Here is a 26561-nt window from a genome sequence, read left to right as displayed (position 1 = left end):
TCGGACGCGGCCGCCACGGTTTCGACGTTGGACGAGGCCTCGGTCGAGGCGGAGGCCACAACCTTCACCTGCGCGTTGCTGCGCTCGGCCGCCTGGGACATGCTGTTCGAGGTATCGAGCATCTGGCGCGAGGAACCGGCCAGGGCATCGAGCGCCGATTTCACATTCTGCTCGAAGCTGCGGATGCTGGTCTCGATCGCCTGCTGACGGCGGCGGTCTTCCTCGAGCTGCACTTTCTGCTTTTCCTCGAAGCGTGCCTTGTCCTCGGCATTCTGCCGGAAGGTCGCGAGCGCACCAGCCAGGGCGCCGATCTCATCGCGGCGAGCGGAGAAGACCGCCTCGCCGGTGAGGTCACCGGACGCCACGCGCAGCATCGCGTCACGGATGACGTTAAGCGGGCGGATGACGCGGCGACCGATCAGCAGCAGCGAACCCAGCGCCAGCGCGACGGCACCCAGCAACAGCACGCTCTGGATGACGAGTGCACGCATGGCCGAGGAATGAGCCTCGGCCGCATGCGCCTTGGCACCCTCGAGCGCACCTTCGGCGACCTTGAGCAGGGCGCCCAGCCGGCCGACGGTGAGGTCGGTCCAGTCGTCGACATTCATCGACGGCGCTTCGCCCTTGACCAGCTGATCCATCAGGCTTTCGCGGGTCGCGGTATAGGTGGGATCGAAATAGTTCTTCTGGGCAAAATCGATGGCGTCGGCCAGCACCGGCGGCAGCGTCACGCCGAAGGCTTGGGACTCAAGTGCCTTCCACGCCGCCTCGGACCCGGCAACGGAATGGTGATACTTGGCGGCCGTCGCTTCGTCCGCCTTGCCGGCGCCCATCGCGTTGGAGACCATGAGCGAGGCATCGCCGCCGATGTTGCGTACCATCCAGGCGAGCTGCCGCATCGCCAGCATCTGATCGATGAAGGCATCCTGATGCTTGACCGAGGCGGTCAAGGCCTGGGATGTGGCATCGAGATTGCTGATGAGATCGGTCGCGACCTTCTTATATTGGGCGGAGAGGTCGGCGGGCCGCTCGGCCTTGGGCTTCTGCGCCGCCTCGCGCGAGACGGGCTGCAGCTTCTCAATCTCGACCGTGAGGGACTGTGTCGCGGCAAAGAGCGCCGCCTTGTCGGGATAGTCGATTTCGGCCAGCAATTGCGTGGCCGAGGCCAGCGCCGGCATTTCGGCGTTGCGATACTTATCGAGCGCCGCGAGCGCCGTGCTGTTGATCGGTGCTTCGGTATCGAGCCCGCGCAGCGTGGTCGAGCGGTCGGTGCGCAAATTGTGCATCGCCTGGAACGCGAAGGTCGCCGCCTCGGACACGCGCTCAATGCGCTCGGAAGCGGCAACGGCGCGCCAGGAAGACCAAGCATCGAGGCCCAGCATCAGGGTCACAAGCGCCGCCAGGGTGACGACGACCGATTTCAGGATCGCATTGACAGAAAGCCGATCGAACAAGGGACTCTCTCCTAATATTCGGGATATCGGCATCCTTTGTCGGTTTAGCGCTATTAAGAATCCGTTAGCGGCCGCACCCTCCCGTGTATGGGAGCGCCATCACCCGTGACGATTTGCGGCGAACCTGTGTCTGGTTCGCCGCACGTCCAAAGCGACAATAACTTTTGATTTAGAGAGAGCCGCAGAAGGCCTTGCCGGAGTTGTGCCGGCAAGGATGCGCGCTTGGCCGTTTCAGGCCGGTCGGCGCTGGCCCTTGCGATGCGGCTTCTTGCCCTTGCCGGCGTCGAACTTCGGCCGGTCGGTCCGATACCCATCAGAGCGCGGACCCTCGAAGCGGGTCTTCTCGAACGGCTTCTTGTCGGGACGTCCCTTGTCATAGGGCTTCTTGTCGAAAGGCTTCTTCTCGAACGAGGCGCGCTCGCCGGATTCGGCCGGCGCGGCGTTGGCGAATTTCGGGTTGTTCGACCGCTTGCCGCGATAGGTGTTGCCACCTTCATCGCCAAAGGGTTTGCGATCCTCGCGCGGCGGGCGGGCATAGCCTTCATTGCGCTTGGCGGCGAAGGGTCGCTTGCCCGGACGATCACCCTCCTCGCGCGGCCGGAAGTCGCGCGGGCGATCTTCACCGGGTCGATCCTCGCGGGGACGATCCGAGCGGGGACGATCTTCACGGGGACGATCTTCACGGGGACGATCTTCACGGGGGCGATCTTCACGGGGGCGATCCGAGCGCGGACGATCCGAACGCGGGCGGTCACCGAAGGAACGCTCACCGCGCGGGCGCTCACTGCGCTCGCCACGGAAAGACTCGCTGCGCTCGGGTTTGAAGCTCTTGCGCGGGCGCTCGAGGCGGCCGGCATTGGCGCTGTCGCCCTTTTCGAACGGTGTCGTCGGTTCGATACGGCCTTCCTCATTGCCGGCCGATTTGGCAATGGCGGCCTGGAAGCGCTCGGCGACCTCGGCCGCGATCTCGAACTTGGTTTCGTTGTCGAGAATCTTGATGAAGCCGATCTCGCGCTTGGTGATATGGCCGCGGCGGCAGATCAGCGGGATGAGCCATTTCGGATCGGCATTGTTGTCGCGGCCGACGTCGAGGCGGAACCAGGCGACGGGGCCGGACTCGCGAGGGCCACGCTCGGGACGCTCGGGGCGATCGGGCCGGTCGAAGCGGCGGTCGGTGAAATCGGGCGCGTCGAAAAGATCTTCCGGCGCCGGCAGGCGGACCCGGTAGAGGCGGATGAGTGCCGCCGCGATATCTTCGGCCGAACGGCTTTCCAACAAGGTCTTGGCAAGCGTCAAATCTTCAGGGCTGGTCTCTTCCTTCAGGAAGGGTTCATCCAGCATGCGCTCCTGGTCGCGGGCGCGGATTTCCTCGGCCTTGGGCGGGTCCTGCCAGATGGCCTTGATGTTGGCGAGCGCCAGCAGGCGCTCCAACTGGCGGCGGCGCGTGTAGGGCACCATCAGGGCGCAAATGCCCTTGCGGCCGGCACGGCCGGTGCGGCCGGAACGGTGCAGCAGCGTCGCCTTTTCGCGCGGAAGATCCGCATGGATGACGAGACTGAGATCGGGCAGATCGAGACCGCGGGCGGCGACATCGGTCGCGACGCAGACGCGGGCGCGGCCGTCACGCAAGGCTTGCAGCGCATGGGTGCGCTCGGCCTGGCTGAGTTCACCCGAAAGCGCCACGGCGGAGAAGCCGCGCTCGGAAAGGCTGGCATGGAGGTGGCGCACGGCTTCGCGCGTGTGGCAGAAGATGATCGCGGCGCGCGCTTCATAGAAGCGCAGCAGGTTGACGATGGCGTGATCCACATCCGTGGGTGCCACGCGGACGGCGCGATATTCGATGTCACCATGCGCCTGATTGCGGACCTGGGTGTCGATGCGCAGCGCGTTTTCCTGATAGGTGCGCGCGAGCGTCGCGATCTCGTTGGCGATGGTGGCCGAGAACAGCAAGGTGCGGCGCGATTTCGGCGTCGCGTCGAGAATGAATTCAAGATCCTCGCGGAAACCGAGATCGAGCATCTCATCCGCTTCGTCGAGCACGACGGCGCGCAGCGCGGAAATGTCGAGGCGGCCGCGCTCGAGATGGTCACGAAGACGGCCCGGCGTGCCGACGACGATATGGGCACCCATCGCCAATTGGCGCTGTTCGGCGCGGGCATCCATGCCGCCGACGCAGGAGATGACGCGGGCGCCGGCTTCGGCGTAGAGCCAGGAAAGCTCGGCATGGACCTGCATCGCCAGTTCGCGCGTCGGCGCGATGATGAGGGCCAGGGGTTCCGCCGCGCGCTCGAAGCGCTCGGCTTCGCCCAGCAGCGTCGCCGCCATCGCAAGACCGAAGGCCACGGTCTTGCCGGAGCCGGTCTGCGCCGAGACGAGAAGGTCGCGGCCAGCGGCATCTTCCGCCAGCACAGCGGATTGCACGGCGGTGGGTTCGTTATAGGCGCGCGCGGTCAAGGCTCGTTCGAGCGCCGGATGGGTCGTGGGGAATGGCATAATAGTCCGATCTGGAAAAATAAGGGCGCCAGCCTGGCGCAGCGCGCGAGGTTGGGTAAGGTGCCGGTTCATACGTGACGGGGCACCTTCTCAACCGGCCCATCCGACGATCACCTGCCCCTTTGGATGGCATGATCGATTTAGCGGATGTCTGACCCGTTCGGCGGCGCGCCTATCGGTTAAGCGCGCTTGATACAGGGTTCGCCCGCAAAGCGCCACTCTTCATCTGCGCCGGGCGGGGGTCCCGGCAACGCATGGCCGGAAAGTCCAAGGATTTCAGAGGCCAGCTTGCCGCACACCGGCGAATCCGGGCAGAGTGGCGGCGCTTAACACGCCAGCGACCAGGAAAGCCCATGCCACGCGAGCCGCGTTTCGATCCCCTCTTCGAGCCGATCCGGATCGGCCCCGTCACGGCCCCCACCCGCTTCTACCAGGTGCCGCATTGTACCGGCATGGGCTTCGCGCTGCCCGAAACGCTGGCGGCGATGCGGTCCGTGAAGGCCGAGGGCGGCTGGGGCACGGTTTCCACCGAATATTGTTCGATCGACCCGTCGGCCGACGATCTTCCCTCGCCCTACGCCACGATCTGGGACCAGGGCGATGTGCGCAATCTTGCCAAGATGGCGCATGGGGTGCACCAGCACGGGGCGCTTGCCGCCATCGAGTTGTGGCATGGTGGTTTCCGGTCCTCGAACCTGCTCTCGCGCGTGACGCCGATGGGACCGATGAGCCAGATGGCCGGCAAGGCACCGGTGCAGAGCCGGCGCATGGACCTCGCCGACATCCGCGACTATCGCCGCGCCCACAAGGCAGCGGCCCTGCGCGCCAAGGAAGCCGGCTTCGATATCGTCTATGTCTATGCCGCGCACGGCTATCTCATCGCGCAATTCCTCAACCGCGCGCAGAACCAGCGGGACGATGCCTATGGCGGATCGCTGGAGAACCGCGCCCGCATCCTCCTTGAATTGCTCGATGAGACCAAGGAGGCCGTCGGCGACACATGCGCGGTCGCCGTGCGTATCGAACTCGACGACGAGGTGGCGCCAGGGAGCGACCCCACCGGCGAGAAGATCGCTCTATTCGAGATGATCAAAGACCTGCCCGATCTGTTCGACGTCACCATCAGCGATTACGGGCAGGAGATGGGCGTCTCGCGCTTTCACGCCCAAGGCTCGCTGGAACCTTTCCTGAAGGATGTGCGGGCGCGGGTGAAGAAGCCGGTTCTCAGCGTCGGGCGCTATACGGCGCCGGAATCGATGCTGTCGCTCATCAAATCGGGGACGCTCGACCTGATCGGTGCCGCGCGCCCCTCGATCGCCGACCCTTTCCTGCCGAAGAAGATCGCCGAAGGGCGGATGGACGATATCCGCGAATGTATCGGCTGCAACATCTGCTATGCCAGCAACATCCAAGGCGTGCCGCTGCGCTGTACGCAGAACCCGACCATGGGTGAAGAATGGCGGCGCGGCTGGCATCCGGAAATCGTGACGCGTGCCGCGACCCCAGAAAAGATGCTGGTCGTCGGTGCCGGACCGGCAGGTCTCGAAGCCGCCCTGACGCTGGGCCGCCAAGGCCATGAAGTGATGCTGGCGGAAGCCGCGCGCGATCTCGGCGGCCGCGTGCTGGCCGAGGCGCAATTGCCCGGCTTGCGCGAATGGATCCGCGTGCGGGATTACCGGGCGCATCAGCTCTCGAAGCTCGGCAATGTGGAGATCTTCCGCGAAAGCCGCATGAACGCAGCCGATGTGCGCGAGATCGGCGCTGCCCACGTCTTCACGGCGACGGGAAGCCATTGGCACAAGAACGGAATCGGCCGCACCCATTCCGCAGTGGTGCCGAGCTTTGCCGATGCGCGCACCCTCAGCCCCGACGAGATCATGGCCGGCACACGGCCCAGCGGTCCCATCGTCATCTTCGACGATGAGGGTTACATCATGGCCAGCGCCCTGGCCGAACTGCTGGCCAAGGAGGGTCTGGATGTGACCTATGTAGCGACGGCTGGCCTCGTTTCCGCCTGGTCGTTCTATACCAACGAGCAGCATCTGGCCCAAGCGCGCCTCATCGAGAGCGGCGTCAAGATCGTCGTCAGCCATGCCGTGACGGCGTTGATGTCCGGCAGCGCCGAGCTCGCTTGCGTCTTCACCGGCCGCAAGCACGAGATCGCCTGCAACGGCTTCGTCCCCGTCACCTCGCGCGAGCCGAACGATGAGCTGTGGCGCTCACTCTGCGCCGATCCGGAGAGTAACACCTCCGCCGGCATCAAGAGCATCACGCGCATCGGCGATTGCAAGGCACCGGCCTTCATTGCGACCGCCGTTCATGACGGGCATCGCGCGGCACGGGAGCTTGCCGGCGAGACCATTTTCAGGCGCGATCGCGCCCTGGTGTCATAGATGGCGACCGAAATCCTTGTCGATGCCGATGCCTGTCCGGTCAAGGCCGAGATCGAGCGCGTGGCGACGCGTCACGAAATGACAGTGTATCTGGTCAGCAACAGCGGGATCCGACCGAGCGGCAATCCGCTTGTCCGCAATGTGGTGGTGAGCGACAAGTTCGATGCCGCCGACGATTGGATCGCCGAACGCGCCGGCCCCAACACCATCGTCGTGACGGCGGATATTCAGTTGGCCGACCGTTGCATCAAGTCCGGCGCGTTGGTGCTGGGACCGACCGGCAAGCCCTTCACCGAGAACAGCATCGGGACGGCGCTGGCCATGCGTGAACTCTCGAGCCAGCTGCGTGACATGGGTGAGATCAAGGGCGGCGGCCCAGCCTTCAGCGCCGCCGACCGTTCACGTTTCCTCAATGCACTGGAAGCGCTGGTGCAGAAGGCGAAACGGGGTTAGCGGCGGTCCAGCGTCACCGGCTGGCCGTGCGGCGTGTGCTCATAGGCCTCGATCCATTGGTTCTTGCGGACACTGAGTTCCTCGGCACTGGCGAAGGCTGCCTGTTTGACCAGGGTCTCGACGGTCGCGAGCACGCATTGGTAATAGGTGGCGGCATTGTCGGGGGCGCCGCCGGAAAGCGCGCGGCGGATCTCGGCACCCAGCGCATTCGACCAATCATTGGCGGAGAAACGCCCCTTCTCGACCATCGCCGCCGCCACGGCGACGATCTGCGCCTGCCAGGGTTCGGCAAAGAGCGCCTCGCCATCGCGGGCCAGCAGCGGGCCGGGCGTACCGGTGGCGGCCAGCAGATCAGGCGCGCTCAAGATAGCTCTCCCACAGGTCGGCGAAGATGTTGTCTTTGCGCCCCAACCCTTCCGGCCACAAATCGGCTGCCGCGAAGGAGACGGTATAGAGATGCTGCGCCACTTCCTGGCCCTTGGCGCCGGCATCGGGGAAGAGATGGTTGCCGCGATAGGCATGAATGGTGCCGACCTTTCCCATCGCATAGGCGGGAAGGCGCGTATGGAAGCCTTCGCTCAAGAAACGCGTGCGCACCTTGTCACCGGGCTTGAAGGTCGGCGCCGTCGCAGCGGGGCGTCGGAAATCGCGCGTCGTCCGCGCCGCTTTCGCCACATCGGCGGCGTGCATCTGGCTTGCTTCGAGCGGTCGCGAGCCATCGCTTTTCCCGCTGGCGATCTCGGCCACCGTGGCGATGCCGGAATCGACCATCATCGCGGCGAACGTCTGCATCCACTGATCGAAATAGGGCCGGTTGAGATAGTCGCCGGGGTCGATGAGTTCGCGCACATAGCGCCACCAATCGAGCGTCCAGCTGTCCGGTCCCCACATCGCCTCGTTGAGGCCCCACATGCGAGCCTCCCACTCGGCATGGAAGGGCTGCTCATCCGCATCCATCACGATGCGGCCGGCGGGCAATTGGCCGCCCATGTCATGAACGCGCGACATGTCAGGCCCCCGCTTTCAGGTGGCGATCTGTGCCGATCATGGAGTTGCGGGTGACGAGCGCCGCAAGCGCCTCCTCGCCCAGCGTCTCGGTGCCGGCAGGTCGCTGCGGCACGACGAGATAGCGAAGTTCCGCCGTCGAATCCCAGACGCGCACCTCGACATCGCCGGCAAGATCGATGCCGAATTCCTTCAGCACGCCGCGCGGGTCGCGCACGGCGCGGGAGCGGTATTCCTGCGACTTGTACCAGCCGGGCGACATGCCAAGGAGCGAGAAGGGATAGCAGGAGCACAGCGTACAGACGACGAGGTTGTGGACCTTGTCGGTGTTCTCGACGGCGACGAGGTGCCCCGTCGCATGGCCCTGATAGCCGAATTCGGAAATGGCCGCCGTGCCGTCGGCCATGAGCCGCGCCTTGAAGGCGGGATCGGTCCAGGCGCGCGCCACCACGCGGGCGCCGCGCTTGGGGCCGATCTCTTCGGCATAGAGATCGATCCAGGCATCGACGGCGGTGCTGTCGACCATGCCCTTTTCGACCAGCAGGCTTTCCAAGGCCTTGACGCGCAACGCCGGATCGCTCGGCAATTCGCTGTGCAGGTGTTGGTGGATCTCGGTGATCTTCTTGGAATCGTAGCTGCTGGTCATCGTCCGTGCCGTCCTTGCGGTTTGCCGCATTATCGGCATGGCAAAGCGGCCGCGTCTAGAGATGATCGCGCAGTTTGAGGAGATCGATCAGAAACCGGTCGCGCTCGGCTTCAAGATCGGCAATCGAGCGGCCGGCAGCTTCAATTTCGATACCGGCGATGAGCATGTTCTTCACATCGGCGGTAAGTTCGACCTTGCCGAGATTGGCCCAGCGCCGTTCCTGGCTGGGACCGAGATGGTCGAGATAGTGCCGGATGCCGCCCGGCCCGCCGCCCAGATGATAGGTAAGATGCGTGCCCTGGATCGCCCAGCGCATGGCCGGCCCATGAATGAGCGCGGCGTCGATATCGCCGACATCGGCAACGCCGCTCGCGACCAGATGCACAGCCTCCTGCCACAGGGCCGCCCCGAGGCGGTTGGCGATATGCCCCGGCATTTCCTTCTTGAGGCGTACCGTCACCTTGCCGAGGGCGCGGAAGAAGATATCAGCCCGGTCGAGCACGCCAGGATCGGTGCCGAACAATTCGACCAGCGGCATGAGATGCGGCGGATTGAACGGATGCGCCACGATGCAGCGCGCCTTGTGCCGCACATCCCGCACCATGTCGCTGAGGAGGAGCGACGAGGTGCTGGTGGCGATGATCGCCTCGGCCGGCGCAGCGACATCAATCGCCCGCAGGAGATCGATCTTGAGATCGAGGCGCTCGGGGGCTGATTCCAGAATATAGTCGGCATTCGTCACGGCGGCCGACAGCGTATCGGCGACGAGCAGCGCACCGCTCTCCGCGGGCGCCAGGGTCGCCAATTGTGCCTTCAGCTTGGCGACACGGGACGGAAGATCGGCGCGGCGGAGCGCGTCCGGATCGAAGGCCTGGACGTTGTGGCCATGATGCTGAAGAAGTGCTGACCATGCCGCCCCGATGAGGCCGCAGCCGATGACGGCGATATCCCCCATGCGCGCCAGCTATCTCAGTTGATCGGCGTTTGGCCGTAGCGGCGCTGGATCGCATCGAAGGTGCCGTCCGCTTTCATCGCGGCGATGGCTTTATTGATCGCCGGAACCAGCGGTGCCATCTCCGGCACGTTCTTGGATAGGCAGATGAAATAGGGCGATGACCGCAGCTCGGTATAAGGGAGATGATCGCCGTCATGATCAGCGATGAACTCGATCGGCGCGCGGAAGGAATAGAGATGGTCGAAGCGATCGTTGCGCAGCATCTCGAGGGCCTGCTGGTCGCCGCTCACGGCGAAGTGCGGGATCTTTGCCTCTTCGAGTTCAGCTTCGAGATTGTAGCCCTTGACCACCGCGACTTTGCCTTGCGCTTCATGCGTCAGATCCGCCAGAGACGCGATCGGATGGATTTCAGCGTGACGTGCATGAAAGATGCCGACCGAGGTCTCCCCGATGGCGTCGGTAAAATGGAACAGCGGGGCGCGGTCCTCGCGGTAGGAGCAGCTGCACAGACCGTCGACGGTGCCGTCCGCTGCCTCGGCATAGCCGCGCTTCCAGGGAGTGAACCGTGTCTCGAACATGATGCCCGTGCGGCGGCCGATCTCCTGGATCGCGTCGACATCGGTCCCCTGCCGGCCGTCTGGCCCCGGATGCTCGATCTTCAATGGTGGGAAGTCGTTGCAGGCCAGCACCACGCGCCGCCCATCGGCCGCACTGGGCGAGACGCACACGGAAACGGCCGCGACCAGCAGCCCCGTGGTCAGTCCTAGCAGGCGGAGCCCATGAAGAGGGGCGCGCATCATTCCCTGTTCCAGCTGAGAGCGGGTCGAAGGACCCGCCAATTGTTACGAACCTAGCGGCGCAGGCATTAAGGAAGAAATAACAAGGCGGCAGAAGGACTTACATCTTATTCGCGTTGTTCCATCTGGACACTCAACCAAGAGTCTCGTGGAGAAAGGCCACAGACCGGGACCAGGCCAAGTCCGCCGCATCCTTGTTGTAGCGCGCCGCATTGGTGTCGTTGTTGAAGGCGTGATTGACGCCGTCATACATGAACAGCTGGTAGGTCTTGCCCTCGGCCTTGAGGGCCGCTTCATAGGCGGGGATGCCGGCGTTGATGCGCTCGTCGAGCCCCGCATAGTGGAGGAGCAACGGCGCCTTGATCTTCGCCACATCCGCGGCATCGGGTTGCATGCCGTAATAGGCAACCGCCGCATCAAGGGTCGGATCGGTGACGGTGAGGCGGTTGACGAGGCCGCCGCCCCAGCAGAAGCCGATGGCGCCGACCTTGCCATTGCCGGACTCATGCGTCCGCAGCGCGGCGGCGATCGCGCGGGCACCTTCCTCGGTCTTGGCCTTGTCGAGGGCGCCGATCATCTCGCGTGCCTTGTCCTCATCCGTCGGTGTGCCGCCGGCGGGCGTCAGGAAATCGGCGCCGGCAGCGAGGAACCCCTCGGCCGCCAGACGGCGGGTCACGTCCTTGATATGCGGGTTGAGGCCGCGATTTTCGTGAATGACAAGCACGGCGGGGAATTTGTCACCCGTCGCCGGCCGCGCGAGATAGACCTGATATCCAGCGAGTTCCGCGGTTTCGGTCTTGATCCGGGAATCGCCTTCAGGGAGAAGATCGGCCTTGGCGTAGTTGTTTTCGAGCACCGGCAGGAGTGCCAGCGCCGCAGCCGACGATCCGGCCAGCTTGGCCAACCGGTCCAGAAAGGCGCGGCGATCCATTTCACCATGAGTGTACCGGTCAAAGAGATCGATCACACGCTGATTCATGGGTGCCTCCCCTGTTCGCGTTTTGACGAGAACCTGGGGATATAGAACGCCGCGCCGGGCAATCCAGTGCCCTTTACTTGATTGGGTCGGTTATTTGGTCAGGATCAGGCGGTGGTTGCGGGTGATACGCAGGCGATAGGCAGCCCCGTTGAAGTCGATGATGGCTTCCCGCGCCCCCTTGAGGATCGCTTGCAGGGGAACGGTCGCCACAGGGGCTTGGGCGCGCCCGGCCACATGGACAAGGCCGTTCTGCTGGCCCTGCTGGATCTGGGGCTGGTGCGCTTGGCGCGCCAGGTTCATCGGACTGGGGCTGGCGCCAAGGCTGCGATATTCGACGATGGGGCGATCGACCGTGCGAATTTGGGCCGCATTAACTTGTGCAGGGCGGTTCATGGGACGCTGACTCCTGAACGATCGGTTACGGATCAGTTGCGAACCATTCGCAACTGGAGTCAGGGATATCAAATCGCCGGATCACCCGCAAGTGATATTGACAATCATTCGCAGAAAGACAAAATAGCAGCAGTCACTTTGGCGCCCGGGCGTAGCCCGGCACGGGATCGAGCAAGCCGATGTATGTGTGCATCTGCAATGGGTACCGCGATAGCGAGATCGAGCGCACCGCCCAGTCGGGCGGCCTGACCTGCGCACGCAAAGTCTATGAAGCGCTGGGCAACGGCCCTTGCTGCGGCCTGTGCCTGCCCACGGCACAGGAGATCGTCGACGGCACAAAGCCAGCCGGCGAAGCCTCCCTGCCGCTCGCAGCCGAGTAGCGGTTCAGGAGCCGCCGCTCTCGCCGGCCTCGTACTGCGACTGGATGTAGTTCTGCAGCCCCATCTTCTCGATGAGTTCGAGGTTCGTCTCGAGGAAGTCGATATGCTCTTCCTCTGACTCGAGAATTTCGGTCAGCAATTCACGGCTGACATAATCCCCCACCTCCTCGCACAGCGCGATGCCGGTCTTGAGGTCAGGGTAGTTCGCCATCTCAAGCTTGAGATCGCAGGTGAGAATTTCCTTCACATTCTCGCCGATCATCAGCTTGCCGAGATCCTGGAGATTGGGAAGGCCGTCGAGGAACAGGATGCGCTCGATCAGCTTGTCGGCGTGTTTCATCTCGTCGATCGATTCGTGATACGTCACCTCGCCGAGCTTCTTCATGCCCCAATGCTTCAAGGTACGGGCATGCAGAAAATACTGATTGATGGCGGTCAGTTCGTTCTTCAGCACCTTATTGAGAAGCTGAATGACCTTTTTGTCACCCTTCATGGCTCGATCTCTCCCTGCCATCGCATTGCAAGCTGTCTGACGTGCAGTTTAACGCGGTCGATCACCAGGCCAAAGCACGAATCGACTGCAATTGCGAAGCATCATCAGCGCCTCCTGCGCGACAAAGAAAAGGCCGGACCTTGCGGTCCGGCCTTCCAGTTTCAGCCAGCGGGAGGGTTCATTCCCGATCAGCGATACCGTGATCCTTACTGCTGGGGCGGCGAGGCCGGCCAGCTCTTGATCAGGGTGTCGTAGTCGATGGTCTCGCCCTTGGGCTTTTCATTGGCGAGTTTCGGGAACGGAGCGCCCGGTGCGTCGAACCATTCCTGGGCCGACTTCTTCGGGTTGAGCTTCGGACCGCATTCCTTCTGAACACCGGACTTCTCGAGACGCTCAAGAACTTTGTCCTGAGCGGCGGCGAGGCTGTCCATGGCCGCCTGCGCGGTCTTGGCGCCCGACGAGGCATCACCAATGTTCTGCCACCAAAGCTGTGCCAGCTTCGGATAGTCAGGAATGTTGGTGCCGGTCGGGGTCCACTGCACGCGGGCCGGCGAGCGATAGAACTCGATCAGACCGCCAAGCTGCGGCGCACGCTCGGTGAAGCTCTTGTCCCAGATGTCGCTCTCGCGGATGAAGGTCAGGCCGACATGGCTCTTCTTCAGGCTGACCGTCTTCGAGGTGACGAACTGGGCATAGAGCCAGGCCGCCTTGCGGCGGTCGACCGGGGTCGACTTCAGAAGCGTCCACGAACCGGCGTCCTGATAGCCGAGTTTCATGCCTTCCTGCCAATAGGCACCGTGCGGCGACGGGGCCATGCGCCATTTCGGCGTACCGTCGGCATTCATGACCGGCAGACCGGGCTTCACCATGTCGGCGGTGAAGGCGGTGTACCAGAACATCTGCTGGGCAATCGCACCCTGCGCCGGGACCGGGCCCGATTCAGAGAAGGTCATGCCGGCAGCATTCGCCGGGGCGTACTTCTTCAGCCACTCGACATACTTCTCGATCGAGTAGACGGCAGCCGGACCGTTGGTGTCGCCACCACGCTCGACCGTCGAACCCGCCGGGTGGCAGCCTTCGACGCGAATGCCCCATTCGTCGACCGGCAGACCGTTCGGAATGCCCTTGTCGCCGGAGCCCGCCATCGAGAGCCAGGCGTCGGTGAAACGCCAACCCAGCGACGGGTCCTTCTTGCCGTAGTCCATGTGGCCATAGACTTTGACGCCGTCGATTTCCTTGATGTCGTTGGTGAAGAAATCGGCGATGTCTTCATAGGCCGACCAGTTGACCGGCACGCCGAGGTCGTAGCCGTACTTGGCTTTGAACTTCGCCTTGTATTCCGGATTGGTGAACCAGTCGTAGCGGAACCAATAGAGGTTCGCGAACTGCTGGTCGGGCAGCTGATAGACCTTGCCATCGGGCGCGGTCGTGAAGGAAAGGCCGATGAAATCCTTCAGGTCGAGATAGGGGTCGGTAACATCCTTGCCCTCGCCCGCCATCCAGTCGGTCAGCGGAATCGCCTGCTTGTAGCGGAAGTGCGTGCCGATGAGATCGGAATCGTTGACCCAGGCATCGTAGATGTTCTTGCCGGACTGCATCTGCGTCTGGATCTTTTCGACGACGTCACCTTCCTGGATGAGGTCGTGCTTCAGCTTGATGCCGGTGATTTCGCTGAAGGCCTTGGCCAGCACTTCGGACTCGTAGGCGTGAGTCGTGATGGTTTCGGAGACGACGTTGATCTCCATGCCCTTGAAGGGTTCAGCGGCCTTGATGAACCACTCCATCTCCTTCATCTGGTCTTCTTTGGACAGGGTCGACGGCTGGAACTCGGAATCGATCCACTTCTTCGCCGCGGCTTCGTCTGCCAGGGCCGGGACCGGACCGAGGACCAGCAGCAGGACCGCTGCCGACACCCCTGAACGGATTTTCATGCCAGTTCCTCCATGCGTGCGATTGACTTGCCGACCTGCCCGAGATGCACGCTAACCCAGGCCGGTCTTCTCGAACCCTGCGGTCAAACCCAGCGAAAGACGGCGCCGGCAAACCCCAGGGAAATCAATGTGGCGATCCAGACACTCGTCACCTCAAAGCCTTCCTCACCGATCGGCAGCGTGGTGATCGGCTCGCTGCCCATGAGGTAGACCCAGAAGATGTGAATGAAGGCCGCACTCAGCAGCGAAATGAACAGGCGATCGCCGCGCGTCGTCGGAATGCGCAAGACGCCCACACGCTCGGTCTCCGGTTTGAAGATCGCCAGCAGCGTCATGACGATGAGCACGCTGGCGATGAGGGCGAAGAAGAGACCCGTCTGCCAGGTCCAGGCCATCCATGCTGTTTCCATTGTCTTGGCCCTCCTTCCTTAGACGCGGCCCAGGGCAAAGCCCTTGGCGATGTAGTTGCGGACGAACCAGATGACGAGGGCGCCGGGAATGAGGGTCAGCACGCCGGCCGCCGAGAGAAGTCCCCAATCAACGCCGGAGGCGGAGACCGTGCGCGTCATGATCGACGAGATCGCCTGGTTGTTGGTGAGCGTGCGGGCCAAGAGCAGCTCAACCCACGAGAACATGAAGCAGAAGAACGCGGCGACACCGATGCCGGAGGCAATGAGCGGCACGAAGATCTTCACGAAGAAGCGCGGGAAGGAATAGCCGTCGAGATAGGCCGTCTCATCGATTTCACGCGGGACGCCCGACATAAAGCCTTCCAGGATCCAGACCGCCAGCGGCACGTTGAAGATGCAATGCGCCAACGCCACGGCCCAGGGCGTGTCGAAGAGGCCGACCGCCGAATAGAGATTGAAGAAAGGCAGCGCGAACACGGCCGGCGGCGCCATGCGGTTGGTGAGCAGCCAGAAGAAAAGATGCTTGTCGCCCATGAAGCGGTAGCGCGAGAAGGCATAGGCTGCGGGCAGCGCCACCAGGATCGAGATCACGGTGTTGATCGCGACATAGGTCAGCGAAAAGACGAAACCGTCGAACCAGGCCGGATTGGTGAAGATCTCGTGATAGTTCTGCAGGGTCGGCGCCGTTGGGAACAGGGTCATCGACGTCGTGATCTCGGTCGTCGTCTTGAAGCTCATGTTGATGAGCCAATAGATCGGCAGCATCAGAAAGACGAGATAGGCAGCGAGGATGAGGTGGCGGCTTTTCATCGCGTCACGCCTCCTTGGGAGCAGCTTCGCGGTCTGCATCGACATTGGTCATCACGGTGTAGAAGACCCAGCAGGCAGCGAGGATGATGAGGTTGTAGACGATCGACATGGCGGCAGCGGAGCCGAGGTCGAACTGACCCAAGGCAAGCTTCACCAGATCGATCGACAGGATGGTGGTCGAGTTGCCGGGACCGCCGCCGGTGACGACGAAGGGCTCGGTATAGATCATGAAGCTGTCCATGAAGCGCAGCAGCACGCCGATGAGGAGCACGCGGCGGAGCTTCGGCAGTTCGATCGTCGTGAAAACGGCAAGACGCGACGCACCATCGATCTTCGCCGCCTGATAATAGGCATCGGGGATCGAGCGCAGGCCCGCATAGGACAGAAGCGCGATGAGCGAGGTCCAGTGCCAGACATCCATCGTGACGATGGTGATCCAGGCGGCAAGTGGCCCCAGCGTGTAATTGTATTCGATGCCGAGATGATTGACGACCCACCCCAAGAGACCGATATCCTCGCGGGCGAAGATCTGCCAGATGGTGCCGACCACGTTCCAGGGAACCAGCAGCGGCAGCGCCATGATGACGAGCGTGAAGGCGACGCCCGGCCCCTTCTTGGGCATGCAGAGACCAACGAGCACGCCGAGCGGCACCTCGATCGCCAGGATGATCGCCGAAAAGAGCGCATTGCGGCCGAGGGAGTCGAAGAAGCGGCCGCCAAGGTCGGTCGTCGGATCCAGCAATTCCTGGAACCAGCCGATGCCGTTCCAGAAGAACTCGTTGTTGCCGAACGTGTCCTGGACCGAATAGTTGACCACCGTCATCAGGGGCACGATCGCATTGAAGGCGACGATGAGCACCACCGGCAGGGCCAGGAACCAGGCGCGATTGTCGATTGGCTTGTCCATCCCCGTTACCCTTCCACCAGATGGCCGTCGGCATAGACGTGCAGATGCCTGAGATCGACGCTGAGGCGCGCCACGTCGCCGTCGATGCGCGCATCCTCGGGCATGATGACGGCGAGCGGCACGCCGTCGAGCTCGACGCGGGCGATCTGGAAACGGCCGGTATCCTCGACCCGCTTCACCTTGACCGGGATGCCGGCGCCGTTGTCGCTGAGGCTGACAAATTCCGGCCGGATGCCGAGTTCGATCTTCTTGGCGCCAGCCGGCGCCGTCACTGCGCGGCCGAGTTCGATTTGGTGCTGCCCCACTTGCGCCACGTTGCCGTTGACGCTGGCTGCAATAACGTTCATGCCGGGCGAGCCGATGAAATAGCCGACGAACGTATGCGCAGGCCGCTCGAACAGCTCCTGCGGCGTGCCGATCTGCACCACTTCGCCTTCATACATGACGATGACCTTGTCGGCGATGGTGAGCGCCTCGGTCTGGTCGTGCGTCACATAGACCATCGTCACGTTCGATTGTTCGTGCACGCGCTTCAACTGCGCGCGCAGCTGCCATTTCATATGCGGATCGATAACGGTGAGCGGCTCATCGAACAGGATGGCGCCGACATCGGCGCGTACGAGGCCCCGACCCAGCGAGATCTTCTGCTTCATGTCGGCGGTGAGGCCGCGTGCCTTGCGATTGAGGTCCCGCTCGAGATCCAGCATTTTCGCCACTTCCTTGACGCGCGCGTCGATGGCGTCGGCCGGGACATGGCGGTTCTTCAGCGGGAAAGCGAGATTCTGATAGACGGTCATGGTGTCGTAGATGACCGGGAACTGGAAGACCTGGGCGATATTGAGCTTCTCGGTCGGCAGGTTGGTGACGTCCTGGCCGTCGAAGAAGATCTGGCCCTGGCTCGGTTTCACCAGGCCTGAAACGATGTTGAGCAGCGTGGTCTTGCCGCAGCCAGACGGCCCCAGAAGCGCATAGGCACCGCCCTGCTCCCAGGTCATGTTGAGTTCCTTCAGCGCATAATCCGAGCGGTCCTTCGGATTGGGCTTGTAGGAATGAGCGAGGTTCTTGAGTTCGATTTTTGCCATGTCGCGCCTCCCTCACCCTTCCGATTGCGGCGCGCGCACGAGCCGGCCGGCGCCGTCGAAGACGAAGAAGCGCGCGGGATCGAGATAGATGGTGAGTTCGGTTCCCGGGTTGAGTTCGTAGACGCCGGCCTCAAGCGCGATCCAGCGGAAGCCGCTGACATCGACATGGATGAAGCTCTCGGAGCCGGTGATTTCGCTGACCGCCGTGATCGCCGCGACCGGCACCAAGCCGGGGCGGTTGTTGTTGATGGCCACGTGATTGGGGCGGAAGCCCACGACATAAGAGCCGTTGGCGAGCCCCTTCAGCGTCCCCACCTGCGGGATGTTCTGTCCGTTAGGGAGATGCGCATAAGTGCCGTCAAGCTGCAGGTCGACGAAGTTCATCGGCGGGTCGGAGAAGACCTCGGCCGTGATCCGGTCCCTGGGATGGCGATAGACATCGACCGTGCGGCCATATTGCGTCACATGGCCTTGATAGAGCGTTGCCGTGTTGCCGCCCAGCAGCAGGGCCTCCGACGGTTCGGTCGTCGCATAGACGAAGACCGCGCCAGACTCGCTGAAGATGCGCGGGAGTTCCGCGCGGAGTTCCTCGCGCAGCTTGTAGTCAAGATTGGCGAGCGGTTCGTCGAGGAGGACGAGGTCCGCCCCCTTGACCAGCGCGCGGGCAATCGCCGTGCGCTGCTGCTGGCCGCCGGACAGTTCGAGCGGCGTTCTTTGCAGATAGGGCTCAAGCCGCAGCAGAGCGGCGGCGCGTGCCACCTTCGCTTCGATCTCGGCCTTCGCGACACCTTGCACCCGCAACGGCGAGGCGATGTTTTCATAGACGCTCAAGGCGGGGTAGTTGATGAACTGCTGATAAACCATCGCGACATTGCGCTTCCTGACCGGCACATGGGTCATGTCGCGACCGTCATAGAGCACGCGGCCGCTGCTCGGCGAGTCGAGCCCGGCCAGCAGGCGCATCAAGGTCGTCTTGCCCGAAAGCGTCGCGCCCAGCAGCACATTGATGGTGCCGCGTTCAAGGCGCAGCGTCGTCGGGTGGATATGCACCGCGCCGCGCACCGTCAGGCCAACATTGTCTAGTTCGACCGCCACGAATTCACCTGCCTGTTAATGCCGCTGCCGTTGCGGACGCCCCGTTGCGTCCCGCCATATAGGTCTGCAGCGCGTCGATATCGCTCGCTGTCATATGCAGGCCCAATTTGGAACGGCGCCAGGCGATATCCTCGGCACTGCGCGCCCATTCCTGTTCGATCAGATAGTTAACCTCGGCCTCGGTCAAGCTGGGACCGAAACGACGGCCGAGATCGACAAGATTCCGGGCATTCCCGAGGATCTGTTCGGCGCGCGTGCCATAGGCCCGCACCAGCCGACGTGCTTCCTTGAGTTCAAGGAACGGATATTTCTGCGCCAGCGCGCCCACTTGTGCGGCGAAGGCGTTGACCGGGAAGTCGCCGCCCGGCAGCGTCGCCTGGGCCGTCCAGGGTGCCGTCATCGCCGGGAAGAAGGGCTGCAATTTCTCCAGCGCCGCCTCGGCGAGACGCCGATAGGTGGTGATCTTGCCGCCAAAGACGGACAGCAGCGGCGCCTCGCCGCTCTTCTGGTCGAGTTTCAGCACATAGTCGCGGGTCGCATCCTGGGCCTTGCTGGCGCCGTCGTCATAAAGCGGCCGGATGCCGGCATAGGTCCAGCGGATGTTGGCGCGGGTGACAGCCGCCTGGAAATATTCGTTGGCGGCGGCGAGAAGATAGTCCGTCTCTTCCTCCGAGATCGCGACCTTGCCGGGTTCGCCCTGATAGTCGGCGTCGGTGGTGCCGATGAGGGTGAAGTCCTGTTCATAGGGGATCGCAAAGCAGATGCGGCCGTCCGCGTTCTGGAAGATGTAGGCGCGGTCATGGTCGAACAGCTTCTCGACCACGATGTGGCTGCCCTTCACGGTGCGGATCTTGTCCGGCGCGTTCATGCCGACGGCACCGCCGAGGAAGCTTGAAACCCAGGGCCCGGCCGCATTGACCAGGGCGCGGGCCTTGGCTTCCGTGACCCGTCCCGCGGCATCTTCAAAGCGCAGCTCCCACAGATCGCCCACACGGCGCGCCGAGGTGCAGCGCGTGCGCACGTGAATGTCGGCGCCGCGTTCGGCGGCATCGCGTGCGTTGAGCGCCACCAGGCGCGCATCCTCGACCCAGCAATCCGAATATTCGAAGGCATGGGTGAAACCGGGCTTCAGCGGCGCGCCCGCCGCATCGTGGCGAAGATCCAGGCTGCGCGTGCCGGGCAGAAGCTTGCGGCCGCCGAGATTGTCGTAAAGGAAAAGGCCGATGCGGATGAACCAGCGGGGCCGGAGGCCCTTATGGTGCGGCAGGATGAATCTGAGCGGCCAGATGATATGGGGTGCCGCGTTCAACAGCACTTCGCGCTCGATCAACGCTTCGCGCACCAGGCGGAATTCATAATGTTCGAGATAGCGCAGACCGCCGTGGATAAGCTTGGTCGAGGCGGACGAGGTACCGCTGGCCAGATCGTTCTGTTCGGCAAGCAGGACTTTAAGGCCGCGCCCCACCGCGTCGCGCGCGATGCCGCAGCCATTGATGCCGCCCCCGATGACGGCAAGATCGAAAATACCGGCCGGATTGGCCATGAGCGCGTCTTCCTCCCGACTGCTCCCGCACCGACCCTGCCTTCCTTCGGGAAGACAGGCTTTGGCTCACCAGCAATGCTTGTACCCAAAGCCGGTGGCGTCGTTACGCGGAACCAGTTTCGTTAACTTTCGCAGGGATGGTGAAACGAAACCAAACGAAAGACAAGGGAAAACGTGCGTGCTCTTACCATTCGTTTGCGACAGCAAACGCGGTTCAAACGCCAGATATGAAGGGACGAATTTGCGCTTTTCGCAGATGCGAAAGGACCTAACGCCCTAGCTTGGTTCGGTTTCTTCAAACGGCGCGCCAGGGGCCACCGCAACCACGGTACCACTGTGGCGGCAGATTTCATCGATCTGCTCGGGCGGCGGGCGATCGGTGACGAACATGTTGATCTCGGACAGATGGCCGATGCGCACGGGTGCCGTGCGCGTGAACTTCATCGAATCAGCGACCAGGATGACATTGCGCGCATTGGCGATGATCGCCTGCGCCACACGGACTTCGCGATAGTCGAAATCGAGCAGCGAGCCGTCATCGTCGATCGCGGAAACACCGATCACGGCATAATCGACCTTGAACTGCGAGATGAAATCGACCGCCTGCTCGCCGACGATGCCGCCATCGGCCCGGCGCAGCATGCCGCCCGCCACGATCACATCGATCCGTGGCGAGGGCAGCAGGATGCCGGCCACATGGATATTGTTGGTGATGACGAGGAGCCCTTCGTGGCCACTCAAGGCCCGGGCCACTTCCTCGGTCGTCGTGCCGATATTGATGAAGAGCGAGGAGCCGTTGGAAATGAGCGAAGCGGCGTGTTCGCCGATGCGGCGCTTTTCATTGTCGGCCAGGTGCCGGCGCGCCTCATAGGCGACGTTCTCGACGCCAGAGGCCAGGATGGCACCGCCATGCGTGCGCGTCAGCAGGCGCTGGCCACAGAGGTCGTTGAGATCCTTGCGGATGGTCTGCGGGGTGACGTCGAAACGACCGGCCAATTCCTCGACCGCGACGCGACCGTTCAAACGGGCGATGGCCAGTATCTCGTTCTGTCGCGGCGTCGGGGTGAACATGGGGCTAGGGCGTCCAGGAATGAAGTCGGTGGGTGAGAGATTACTCACGCCCGCGCCCCCTCTACAACCAGATTAGCTTTTGCGGCGCAGCGAACGCAGCTCGGCAAAGCTCACGATACGGAAGGCAAGGACACTGCCCGCAAAGACGATCGCGCCTACCGCGATGATGGCGATGAGGGACAGGGCCTGTACCTGGGTCGCGGCACCCTGCCCCGGCCACAGATAGAGGACGGCGCCCCAGGTGGCGCCCCCTAAGACCAGGCAGCAGAGGAAGAGTCGCGGCAAGGTGCGCTTGATGCGCTGGTCGAGCTGCAGATAGCCGCGGCGATAGAGGATCGTCGCCAGCAGGATCGCATTGACCCAGGCCGATACCATCGCACCGACGGCAACGCCGATATAGCCGAAGGGCAAGGTCAGCGAGAAACTGATCGCGATATTGACGGCAACCGAGATGGCGGCCTGGCGGAAGGGCGTCGTCGTATCCTCGCGGGCGAGGAAGGCGGCGGTCAGCGCCTTGTTGGCGACATAGGCCGGGAGGCCGGCCGACATGATCATGAGGGCGAGCGAAACGGCCTCGGCATCGTCATAGGTGAAGGCGCCGCGATGATAGACGGTGGTGACGATGGGCAGGGCCGCGACGATCAAGCCGACGGTCGATGGCAGCGACAGCACAAGGCCCAACTCGAGCGCACGGTTCTGCATGTGCATCGCGGCTTTGGGATCGTTGCTGCGGAGCGCCCGCGTCAGCGCCGGCAGCAGCACCACACCGATCGCCGAGCCGATGAGCGCCAGCGGCAGCTGATAGAGCCGGTCCGCGTAATAGATGAATGAGACCGAACCGGCATGGAGCGAGGCCAGAATGGTTGAAACGGCAAGATTGATCTGCACCACGCTGGCACCGAAAAGGCCGGGTACCATCAGTTTGAAAAGCTGCACGGCATCGGGGGTAAAGCGCGGCAGCGGCAGACGCAGGCTGAGACCCGCGCGGCGGCAGGCATTGGCGAGCCACAGGAACTGAACCAGGCCCGACAAAGTCACCGACCAGGCCAGCGCCTCGCCGACGAAAAGATCGTCGCCCTTGATGAACCACATGGTGGCGATGAGGATGGCGTTGAGGATGACCGGCGCCACCGCATTCTCGGCAAATTTGTGGAGGCCGTTCAGCATGCCGCCCTGCAGCGCGCAGAGCGACATGAAGACGATGTAGGGAAAGGTGATGCTGGTGAAGAGCACCGCCGCCTGGAACTTCGTCGGATCGGCGTCGAAGCCCGGTGCGAAAATGTGGATGAGCCAGGGCATCGCCAGTTCGGCCGCCACCAGCACGATGAGGAGCGCCACGAGGAGCAGCGCCATCACCTGTTCGGCGAAGATGCGGGCACCCGACATGCCGCGTTCGGTGAGGTGCCGCGTGAAGACGGGCACGAAGGCCGCCGAGAAGGCGCCCTCGGCAAAGACCTGGCGCAACAGATTGGGCAGGCGCATGGCGACGATGAAGGCGTCGGCGATAGGGCCGGTGCCGAAGATCTGCGCGATCAGGACTTCGCGCACGAAGCCCAGGATTCGGCTGAGGAGGGTCATGCCGCCGACGGTGGCGAAGGAGCGCAAGGAAAACATGGGGTGGTCGGAACTCTCGCTGGCCGCCGACAGAATCGCCTGCCGTGCCAATTGTTTAGCATAGGTCCGGCAAGCTGCCTTTCGATTTCACCCTGCACTGGCACCGGGGCCGGCATAAGAAAAACTTGTGGCCTTTTCAAGGGAAGCTCGTTTGTCTACTATACCGATAGAGATTTAGGTTTCTTTCACCAGATGCCCGCTTGGGGTGGTGGGAACCGGCGCGCCAACCGCGCGCTCTTCAAGGAGGCTTAACATGTTGATTTCAAGACGCTCTCTGTCGATCGCCACCGTCCTGGCGGCACTCTTTGCAACCGCGCTGCCGGGCCTCGCCCAGGCCGAGACGCAGCTGCTCAACGTTTCATACGACCCGACACGCGAACTCTATAAGGAGTTCAACACCGCCTTCGCCGCGCATTGGAAGAAGGAGACCGGCGAAGATATCAGCGTCGAGGCGTCGCATGGCGGCTCGGGGAAGCAGGCCCGCGCCGTGATCGACGGGCTCGAAGCGGACGTCGTCACCCTCGCCCTCGCCTATGACATCGACGAGATCGCGGCCAAGGCGAAACTGCTGCCGGCAGATTGGCAGGCCCGCCTGCCGCACAATTCGGCCCCCTATACCTCGACCATCGTGTTCCTCGTCCGCAAGGGCAACCCGAAGGGCATCCAGGATTGGGGCGATCTGACCAAGGACGGCGTCGAAGTTATCACGCCGAACCCGAAGACGTCGGGCGGTGCGCGCTGGAACTATCTGGCGGCCTGGGGCTGGGCGCTGAAGCAGCCGGGCGGTTCGCCCGAGACGGCGAAGGCCTTCGTGCAGCAGCTCTATCAGCATGTGCCGGTGCTGGATTCGGGCGCGCGCGGCTCGACCACGACTTTCGTCCAGCGCGGCATCGGCGACGTGCTGCTGGCCTGGGAGAACGAAGCCTTCCTCGCCGTGAAGGAACTCGGCCCCGACCAGTTCGACATCGTCGTCCCCAGCATCAGCATTCTCGCCGAACCGCCGGTCGCCGTCGTCGACAAGGTGGTCGACAAGAAGGGCACGCGCAAAGTGGCGGAAGCCTATCTCAACTATCTCTATACGCCGGAAGGCCAGGAGATCGCCGCGAAGAATTTCTACCGCCCGACCGACCCCAAAGTCGCTGCCGAGCATGAGAAGGACTTCCCCAAGGTCAATCTGATCACCATCGACGATGTGTTCGGCGGCTGGAAGAAGGCACAGCCCGAGCATTTCGGCGACGGCGGGACCTTCGACCAGATCTATCAGCCGGCCAATTGATCATCGGTTGAGAGAACGACAAAGGAAACGGGGCCAGAAATGGCCCCGTTTTCGTTTGCGTTACTTGAACTCGTTGATCAGAGGAGCTTTGCCGCGAGATTGGCGCAGGCGATGCGGAGATCGGGCACGGCGATGATCTCCCAGAAGGTGCCCTTGGTGATGGGCCCGATCGCATGGAGATCCGGCGTCACGTGACCGTATGCATCGATGACATTGCCGGCCGGATCGACATCGATGCCGAGACGCAAGGGATCGGGCCGTACCTGACCCGTCGCCAGCAGCTGGCGGATGAGTTTCTGATCGAGCTGCGTGGCGTCCGAGCGGGGGCCTGAGCAGTCGATGATGCGATCGACCACCAATTCGCGCGTGCCGCTGTCGCCGCGCAGGTTGATGCCGACAATCGACCGGTCATCAAGGCGCGTCGTCTCGCCAAGGCGCCCCTTGATGAGCTCGACCTGGCCGCTTGCCAGTGCAGCCTCGATACGCGCCATGACCTGCGGCGCGGCGCGGTGACGATGAACATCCCACCAGGGTCGCAGGTGGCGCAGGAAGCGCGCGCGTTCGCCCAGCGGCATCTCCTGCCACAAGCGCTGGGTATGTGGGCGCAGGCCGTCGATGGCGGCGCGCCAGCCGGCGCCGGACGCTTCGGCTGCCCGTGCCGCCCGGCGTACCTGCCGCAGCAATGCGACGAGGTTGCCACCCAGCGGATTTTCCGCATAGCGCCAGGGCACCGGCACGGGTGCATGGACCCGTGGCAGTAGGCCGCGCCGCGATAGAGCGTGGATCTTGCCCCGATGCCCACGATCAAGCAGCGACAGCACGGTGTCGATGAAGGTGAGGCCCGTGCCCAGGATCAGCACCGGCGCATCGGCATCGAGATCTGAAAGGCAGGCATCATTCCAAGGATCGCCGAAATAACCCGGTGCAGATTGGGTCGGCGGAAAGTTGCCGACGGCAAGGACGACATGGTCGACCGGATAGCGGCGACCGACAGCCAGTTCCAGCACCAGACCGCCTTGGTCGCGATGCAGCGAAGCGGCCTCGTCGGTGACGAGGAAGAGATTGTGCCCCTGGCCCTCGCGCCAGATCTTGTTGCCGAGCAGGTCCTGGATGTAGTTGCCATAGATGCGGCGCGGCACGAAGGTCGACGGGCCAGCCTCGCCTACGATGTCCCCACCCACAATGCCCCCACCCACAATGCCGGTGCGCTGGTCCGCCGGCAGGTCGGCGAGCCAGCGGACGAAATGATCCGGATCGTCCGGATAGGCGCTCATGTTGCTGGCGCGGACGTTGAGCAGATGATTGGGATTGCCGGTCGCGTAAGCGAGGCCGCGACCGAAATTGTGATTGCGCTCGACCAGATAGATTCGGTCTTCGGGGCGGCAAGCCTTCAGCAGATGGAGGGCCAGCAGCGAACCGCTGAACCCCGCACCCACGATGGCAATGCGCCGACCGTTGCGATCGCCGACCAGCGCCATGATAGGGCCCCGAGTAGATTGTTGTCAGAAGGGCCGATCGCCCAGGATCGTCGCCCGGTGCATGATGCGCCGATGCGGCAGGTAGTCGGCGACGGCATAATGCTGGGTCGAGCGATTGTCCCACATGGCGACATCGTTCACTTTCCAGCGGTGGCGCACCTGGAAATCCGGCTTGCCGATATGTGTGAAGAGGAGATCGAGCACCGCCCGGCTTTCCTTCGGCGAAAGCTCGTTGATATGTGTGGTGAAGCCCTCGTTGACGAAGAGGGCCTTGGCGCCGCTGACCGGATGCGTGCGGATGACAGGATGTTTGACCGGCTTGTTTTTCGCCTTGGCCGCCAGCCACTGCTTCTCCTCGGCAGGTGTGCGCGCATAGCGCTCGGCCGGGAAGGATTTGGTGAAATCATGCGTCGCCGTCAACCGTTCGAGAAACGCGCGGAAGGCCGGCGACAGGGCATTGAAGGCCGCCTCATTGTCGACCCACAGTGTATCGCCACCATTCGGCGGCAAGTGCTTGGCATAGAGCACGGCACCCAAAGGCGGCGTCTCGATGAAGGTGACGTCGGTGTGCCAATTGTCATTGTCGGGCAGATTCTCGGTGCCCGTATCGATGACGATGATCTCGGGCACATCTTCGACCTGGGGATAGATCGGATGGATATGCAGCTTGCCGAAGGCAGCGGCGAAATTGCGCTGCTGCTGCGACGTGATCTGCTGGTTCTCGAAGAAGAGGACCTTGTGCGCGATGAGCGCGTCGCCGAGGCGCGCGCGGCTGGCGGCGTCGAGGGGTTTGCCGAGGTCAATCCCATCCACCCGCGCACCGATGGCGGGGCCGAGCGGTTCGATCTTGATAAGGTCGGCGATCGTGCGGTTGCTCAAGGGGTCCCTCCTGCCACAATGTTC

Annotated in this window: 24 protein-coding genes and 2 pseudogenes; 5 read left to right on the top strand and 21 right to left on the bottom strand. The window is 63.2% G+C overall.

Annotation, left to right across the window (positions count from 1 at the left end; genetic code table 11):
• Positions 1-1454: HAMP domain-containing protein (locus ACE3PP_RS04995; protein WP_374378595.1), on the bottom strand; the 1454-nt coding region annotated here is incomplete at its 3' end.
• A 258-nt stretch (positions 1455-1712) separates the two neighbouring features.
• On the opposite strand from ACE3PP_RS04995, the pseudogene ACE3PP_RS04990 reads away from it, so the two are divergent.
• Positions 1713-2126, top strand: a pseudogene (locus ACE3PP_RS04990) (hypothetical protein); the annotation flags it as partial.
• Between the two features lie 60 nt (positions 2127-2186).
• On the opposite strand, the pseudogene ACE3PP_RS04985 reads toward ACE3PP_RS04990, so the two are convergent.
• Positions 2187-3947 (bottom strand): annotated as a pseudogene (locus tag ACE3PP_RS04985) (DEAD/DEAH box helicase); the annotation flags it as partial.
• A 353-nt stretch (positions 3948-4300) separates the two neighbouring features.
• On the opposite strand from ACE3PP_RS04985, the gene ACE3PP_RS04980 reads away from it, so the two are divergent.
• Positions 4301-6340: an FAD-dependent oxidoreductase gene (locus tag ACE3PP_RS04980; RefSeq protein ID WP_374378593.1), complete on the top strand. Its 2040-nt coding sequence runs from the start codon at positions 4301-4303 to the stop codon at positions 6338-6340.
• On the top strand, positions 6341-6793 hold the full coding sequence (locus ACE3PP_RS04975; RefSeq protein WP_374378590.1) for a YaiI/YqxD family protein: 453 nt from the start codon (positions 6341-6343) through the stop codon (positions 6791-6793).
• Here ACE3PP_RS04975 and ACE3PP_RS04970 read toward each other — a convergent pair.
• From ACE3PP_RS04970 to hemP, 7 genes are all read right to left on the bottom strand, one after another.
• Entirely contained in the window at positions 6790-7158 is a 369-nt protein-coding gene (locus tag ACE3PP_RS04970) for a nitrile hydratase accessory protein (RefSeq protein ID WP_374378587.1), read from the bottom strand. The two genes, ACE3PP_RS04975 and ACE3PP_RS04970, sit on opposite strands and share 4 nt — an antisense overlap.
• A complete protein-coding gene (gene nthB, locus ACE3PP_RS04965) occupies positions 7145-7801 on the bottom strand; it encodes a nitrile hydratase subunit beta (RefSeq protein WP_374378585.1) in 657 nt (218 codons plus the stop codon). The genes ACE3PP_RS04970 and nthB overlap by 14 nt, the downstream gene beginning before the upstream one ends.
• 1 nt (position 7802) lies before the next feature.
• Positions 7803-8444 carry a nitrile hydratase subunit alpha gene (nthA, locus tag ACE3PP_RS04960; protein WP_374378582.1) on the bottom strand — a complete coding sequence of 214 codons (642 nt, stop codon included), beginning with the start codon at positions 8442-8444 and terminating at the stop codon, positions 7803-7805.
• Between the two features lie 55 nt (positions 8445-8499).
• Complete coding sequence (locus tag ACE3PP_RS04955; protein ID WP_374378579.1) at positions 8500-9399, bottom strand: 3-hydroxyacyl-CoA dehydrogenase NAD-binding domain-containing protein; 900 nt, start codon at positions 9397-9399, stop codon at positions 8500-8502.
• Positions 9400-9413: 14 nt separating this feature from the next.
• Complete coding sequence (locus ACE3PP_RS04950; RefSeq protein ID WP_374378576.1) at positions 9414-10199, bottom strand: substrate-binding periplasmic protein; 786 nt, start codon at positions 10197-10199, stop codon at positions 9414-9416.
• A 130-nt stretch (positions 10200-10329) separates the two neighbouring features.
• The gene (locus tag ACE3PP_RS04945) at positions 10330-11175 is read right to left on the bottom strand and encodes a dienelactone hydrolase family protein (protein WP_374378574.1); all 846 of its coding nucleotides are present in this window, start codon (positions 11173-11175) and stop codon (positions 10330-10332) included.
• A gap of 90 nt (positions 11176-11265) precedes the next feature.
• The gene (hemP, locus tag ACE3PP_RS04940; RefSeq protein WP_374378572.1) at positions 11266-11568 is read right to left on the bottom strand and encodes a hemin uptake protein HemP; all 303 of its coding nucleotides are present in this window, start codon (positions 11566-11568) and stop codon (positions 11266-11268) included.
• Between the two features lie 179 nt (positions 11569-11747).
• Here hemP and ACE3PP_RS04935 point away from each other — a divergent pair, with 179 nt between their 5' ends.
• Positions 11748-11948: a bacterioferritin-associated ferredoxin gene (locus ACE3PP_RS04935; RefSeq protein WP_374378569.1), complete on the top strand. Its 201-nt coding sequence runs from the start codon at positions 11748-11750 to the stop codon at positions 11946-11948.
• Positions 11949-11952: 4 nt separating this feature from the next.
• On the opposite strand, the gene bfr is transcribed toward ACE3PP_RS04935, so the two are convergent.
• From bfr to murJ, 10 genes are all read right to left on the bottom strand, one after another.
• Positions 11953-12441 carry a bacterioferritin gene (gene bfr / locus ACE3PP_RS04930; RefSeq protein WP_374378567.1) on the bottom strand — a complete coding sequence of 163 codons (489 nt, stop codon included), beginning with the start codon at positions 12439-12441 and terminating at the stop codon, positions 11953-11955.
• 206 nt (positions 12442-12647) lie between these two features.
• Positions 12648-14372, bottom strand: a complete 1725-nt coding sequence (locus ACE3PP_RS04925) for an ABC transporter substrate-binding protein (RefSeq protein WP_374378564.1) — start codon at positions 14370-14372, stop codon at positions 12648-12650.
• 83 nt (positions 14373-14455) lie between these two features.
• Positions 14456-14782: a DUF2160 domain-containing protein gene (locus ACE3PP_RS04920; RefSeq protein WP_374378561.1), complete on the bottom strand. Its 327-nt coding sequence runs from the start codon at positions 14780-14782 to the stop codon at positions 14456-14458.
• Between the two features lie 18 nt (positions 14783-14800).
• Positions 14801-15592: a carbohydrate ABC transporter permease gene (locus tag ACE3PP_RS04915; protein ID WP_374378558.1), complete on the bottom strand. Its 792-nt coding sequence runs from the start codon at positions 15590-15592 to the stop codon at positions 14801-14803.
• Between the two features lie 4 nt (positions 15593-15596).
• Positions 15597-16499, bottom strand: a complete 903-nt coding sequence (locus ACE3PP_RS04910; RefSeq protein WP_374378556.1) for a carbohydrate ABC transporter permease — start codon at positions 16497-16499, stop codon at positions 15597-15599.
• Positions 16500-16504: 5 nt separating this feature from the next.
• Positions 16505-17581 carry an ABC transporter ATP-binding protein gene (locus ACE3PP_RS04905; RefSeq protein ID WP_374378553.1) on the bottom strand — a complete coding sequence of 359 codons (1077 nt, stop codon included), beginning with the start codon at positions 17579-17581 and terminating at the stop codon, positions 16505-16507.
• A gap of 12 nt (positions 17582-17593) precedes the next feature.
• Entirely contained in the window at positions 17594-18676 is a 1083-nt protein-coding gene (locus ACE3PP_RS04900) for an ABC transporter ATP-binding protein (RefSeq protein ID WP_374378551.1), read from the bottom strand.
• 4 nt (positions 18677-18680) lie between these two features.
• Positions 18681-20219 (bottom strand): glycerol-3-phosphate dehydrogenase, encoded by a 1539-nt coding sequence (gene glpD, locus ACE3PP_RS04895; RefSeq protein WP_374378548.1) that lies wholly within the window; start codon positions 20217-20219, stop codon positions 18681-18683.
• Positions 20220-20495: 276 nt separating this feature from the next.
• Entirely contained in the window at positions 20496-21290 is a 795-nt protein-coding gene (locus tag ACE3PP_RS04890; RefSeq protein WP_374378545.1) for a DeoR/GlpR family DNA-binding transcription regulator, read from the bottom strand.
• A 72-nt stretch (positions 21291-21362) separates the two neighbouring features.
• Entirely contained in the window at positions 21363-22955 is a 1593-nt protein-coding gene (gene murJ / locus ACE3PP_RS04885; protein WP_374378542.1) for a murein biosynthesis integral membrane protein MurJ, read from the bottom strand.
• A 202-nt stretch (positions 22956-23157) separates the two neighbouring features.
• Between murJ and ACE3PP_RS04880 the strand changes: the two genes are divergently transcribed.
• Positions 23158-24180, top strand: coding sequence for a sulfate ABC transporter substrate-binding protein (locus ACE3PP_RS04880; RefSeq protein ID WP_374378539.1), 1023 nt, complete (start codon positions 23158-23160; stop codon positions 24178-24180).
• A gap of 77 nt (positions 24181-24257) precedes the next feature.
• On the opposite strand, the gene ACE3PP_RS04875 is transcribed toward ACE3PP_RS04880, so the two are convergent.
• Together ACE3PP_RS04875 and tauD are read right to left on the bottom strand one after the other, a co-directional pair.
• Positions 24258-25658 (bottom strand): FAD/NAD(P)-binding protein, encoded by a 1401-nt coding sequence (locus ACE3PP_RS04875; RefSeq protein ID WP_374378536.1) that lies wholly within the window; start codon positions 25656-25658, stop codon positions 24258-24260.
• A gap of 24 nt (positions 25659-25682) precedes the next feature.
• On the bottom strand, positions 25683-26537 hold the full coding sequence (gene tauD / locus ACE3PP_RS04870; protein ID WP_374378533.1) for a taurine dioxygenase: 855 nt from the start codon (positions 26535-26537) through the stop codon (positions 25683-25685).
• Positions 26538-26561 lie beyond the last annotated feature (24 nt).

It is taken from the genome of Dongia sp. (assembly GCF_041910485.1).
Classification (GTDB): Bacteria; Pseudomonadota; Alphaproteobacteria; order Dongiales; family Dongiaceae; genus Dongia.
Note: the sequence above shows the minus strand (reverse complement) of the source record. Positions and strands in the feature narration are given on the sequence as shown.

Bases quoted from the DNA above. Each gene is read 5' to 3' on its own strand.
- ACE3PP_RS04980 (WP_374378593.1), top strand. From the start codon at position 4,301: ATGCCACGCGAGCCGCGTTTCGATCCCCTCTTCGAGCCGATCCGGATC.
- ACE3PP_RS04975 (WP_374378590.1), top strand. From the start codon at position 6,341: ATGGCGACCGAAATCCTTGTCGATGCCGATGCCTGTCCGGTCAAGGCC.
- nthB (WP_374378585.1), bottom strand. From the start codon at position 7,801: ATGTCGCGCGTTCATGACATGGGCGGCCAATTGCCCGCCGGCCGCATC.
- nthA (WP_374378582.1), bottom strand. From the start codon at position 8,444: ATGACCAGCAGCTACGATTCCAAGAAGATCACCGAGATCCACCAACAC.
- ACE3PP_RS04955 (WP_374378579.1), bottom strand. From the start codon at position 9,399: ATGGGGGATATCGCCGTCATCGGCTGCGGCCTCATCGGGGCGGCATGG.
- ACE3PP_RS04950 (WP_374378576.1), bottom strand. From the start codon at position 10,199: ATGATGCGCGCCCCTCTTCATGGGCTCCGCCTGCTAGGACTGACCACG.
- ACE3PP_RS04945 (WP_374378574.1), bottom strand. From the start codon at position 11,175: ATGAATCAGCGTGTGATCGATCTCTTTGACCGGTACACTCATGGTGAA.
- hemP (WP_374378572.1), bottom strand. From the start codon at position 11,568: ATGAACCGCCCTGCACAAGTTAATGCGGCCCAAATTCGCACGGTCGAT.
- ACE3PP_RS04935 (WP_374378569.1), top strand. From the start codon at position 11,748: ATGTATGTGTGCATCTGCAATGGGTACCGCGATAGCGAGATCGAGCGC.
- bfr (WP_374378567.1), bottom strand. From the start codon at position 12,441: ATGAAGGGTGACAAAAAGGTCATTCAGCTTCTCAATAAGGTGCTGAAG.
- ACE3PP_RS04925 (WP_374378564.1), bottom strand. From the start codon at position 14,372: ATGAAAATCCGTTCAGGGGTGTCGGCAGCGGTCCTGCTGCTGGTCCTC.
- ACE3PP_RS04920 (WP_374378561.1), bottom strand. From the start codon at position 14,782: ATGGAAACAGCATGGATGGCCTGGACCTGGCAGACGGGTCTCTTCTTC.
- ACE3PP_RS04915 (WP_374378558.1), bottom strand. From the start codon at position 15,592: ATGAAAAGCCGCCACCTCATCCTCGCTGCCTATCTCGTCTTTCTGATG.
- ACE3PP_RS04910 (WP_374378556.1), bottom strand. From the start codon at position 16,499: ATGGACAAGCCAATCGACAATCGCGCCTGGTTCCTGGCCCTGCCGGTG.
- ACE3PP_RS04905 (WP_374378553.1), bottom strand. From the start codon at position 17,581: ATGGCAAAAATCGAACTCAAGAACCTCGCTCATTCCTACAAGCCCAAT.
- glpD (WP_374378548.1), bottom strand. From the start codon at position 20,219: ATGGCCAATCCGGCCGGTATTTTCGATCTTGCCGTCATCGGGGGCGGC.
- ACE3PP_RS04890 (WP_374378545.1), bottom strand. From the start codon at position 21,290: ATGTTCACCCCGACGCCGCGACAGAACGAGATACTGGCCATCGCCCGT.
- ACE3PP_RS04880 (WP_374378539.1), top strand. From the start codon at position 23,158: ATGTTGATTTCAAGACGCTCTCTGTCGATCGCCACCGTCCTGGCGGCA.
- ACE3PP_RS04875 (WP_374378536.1), bottom strand. From the start codon at position 25,658: ATGGCGCTGGTCGGCGATCGCAACGGTCGGCGCATTGCCATCGTGGGT.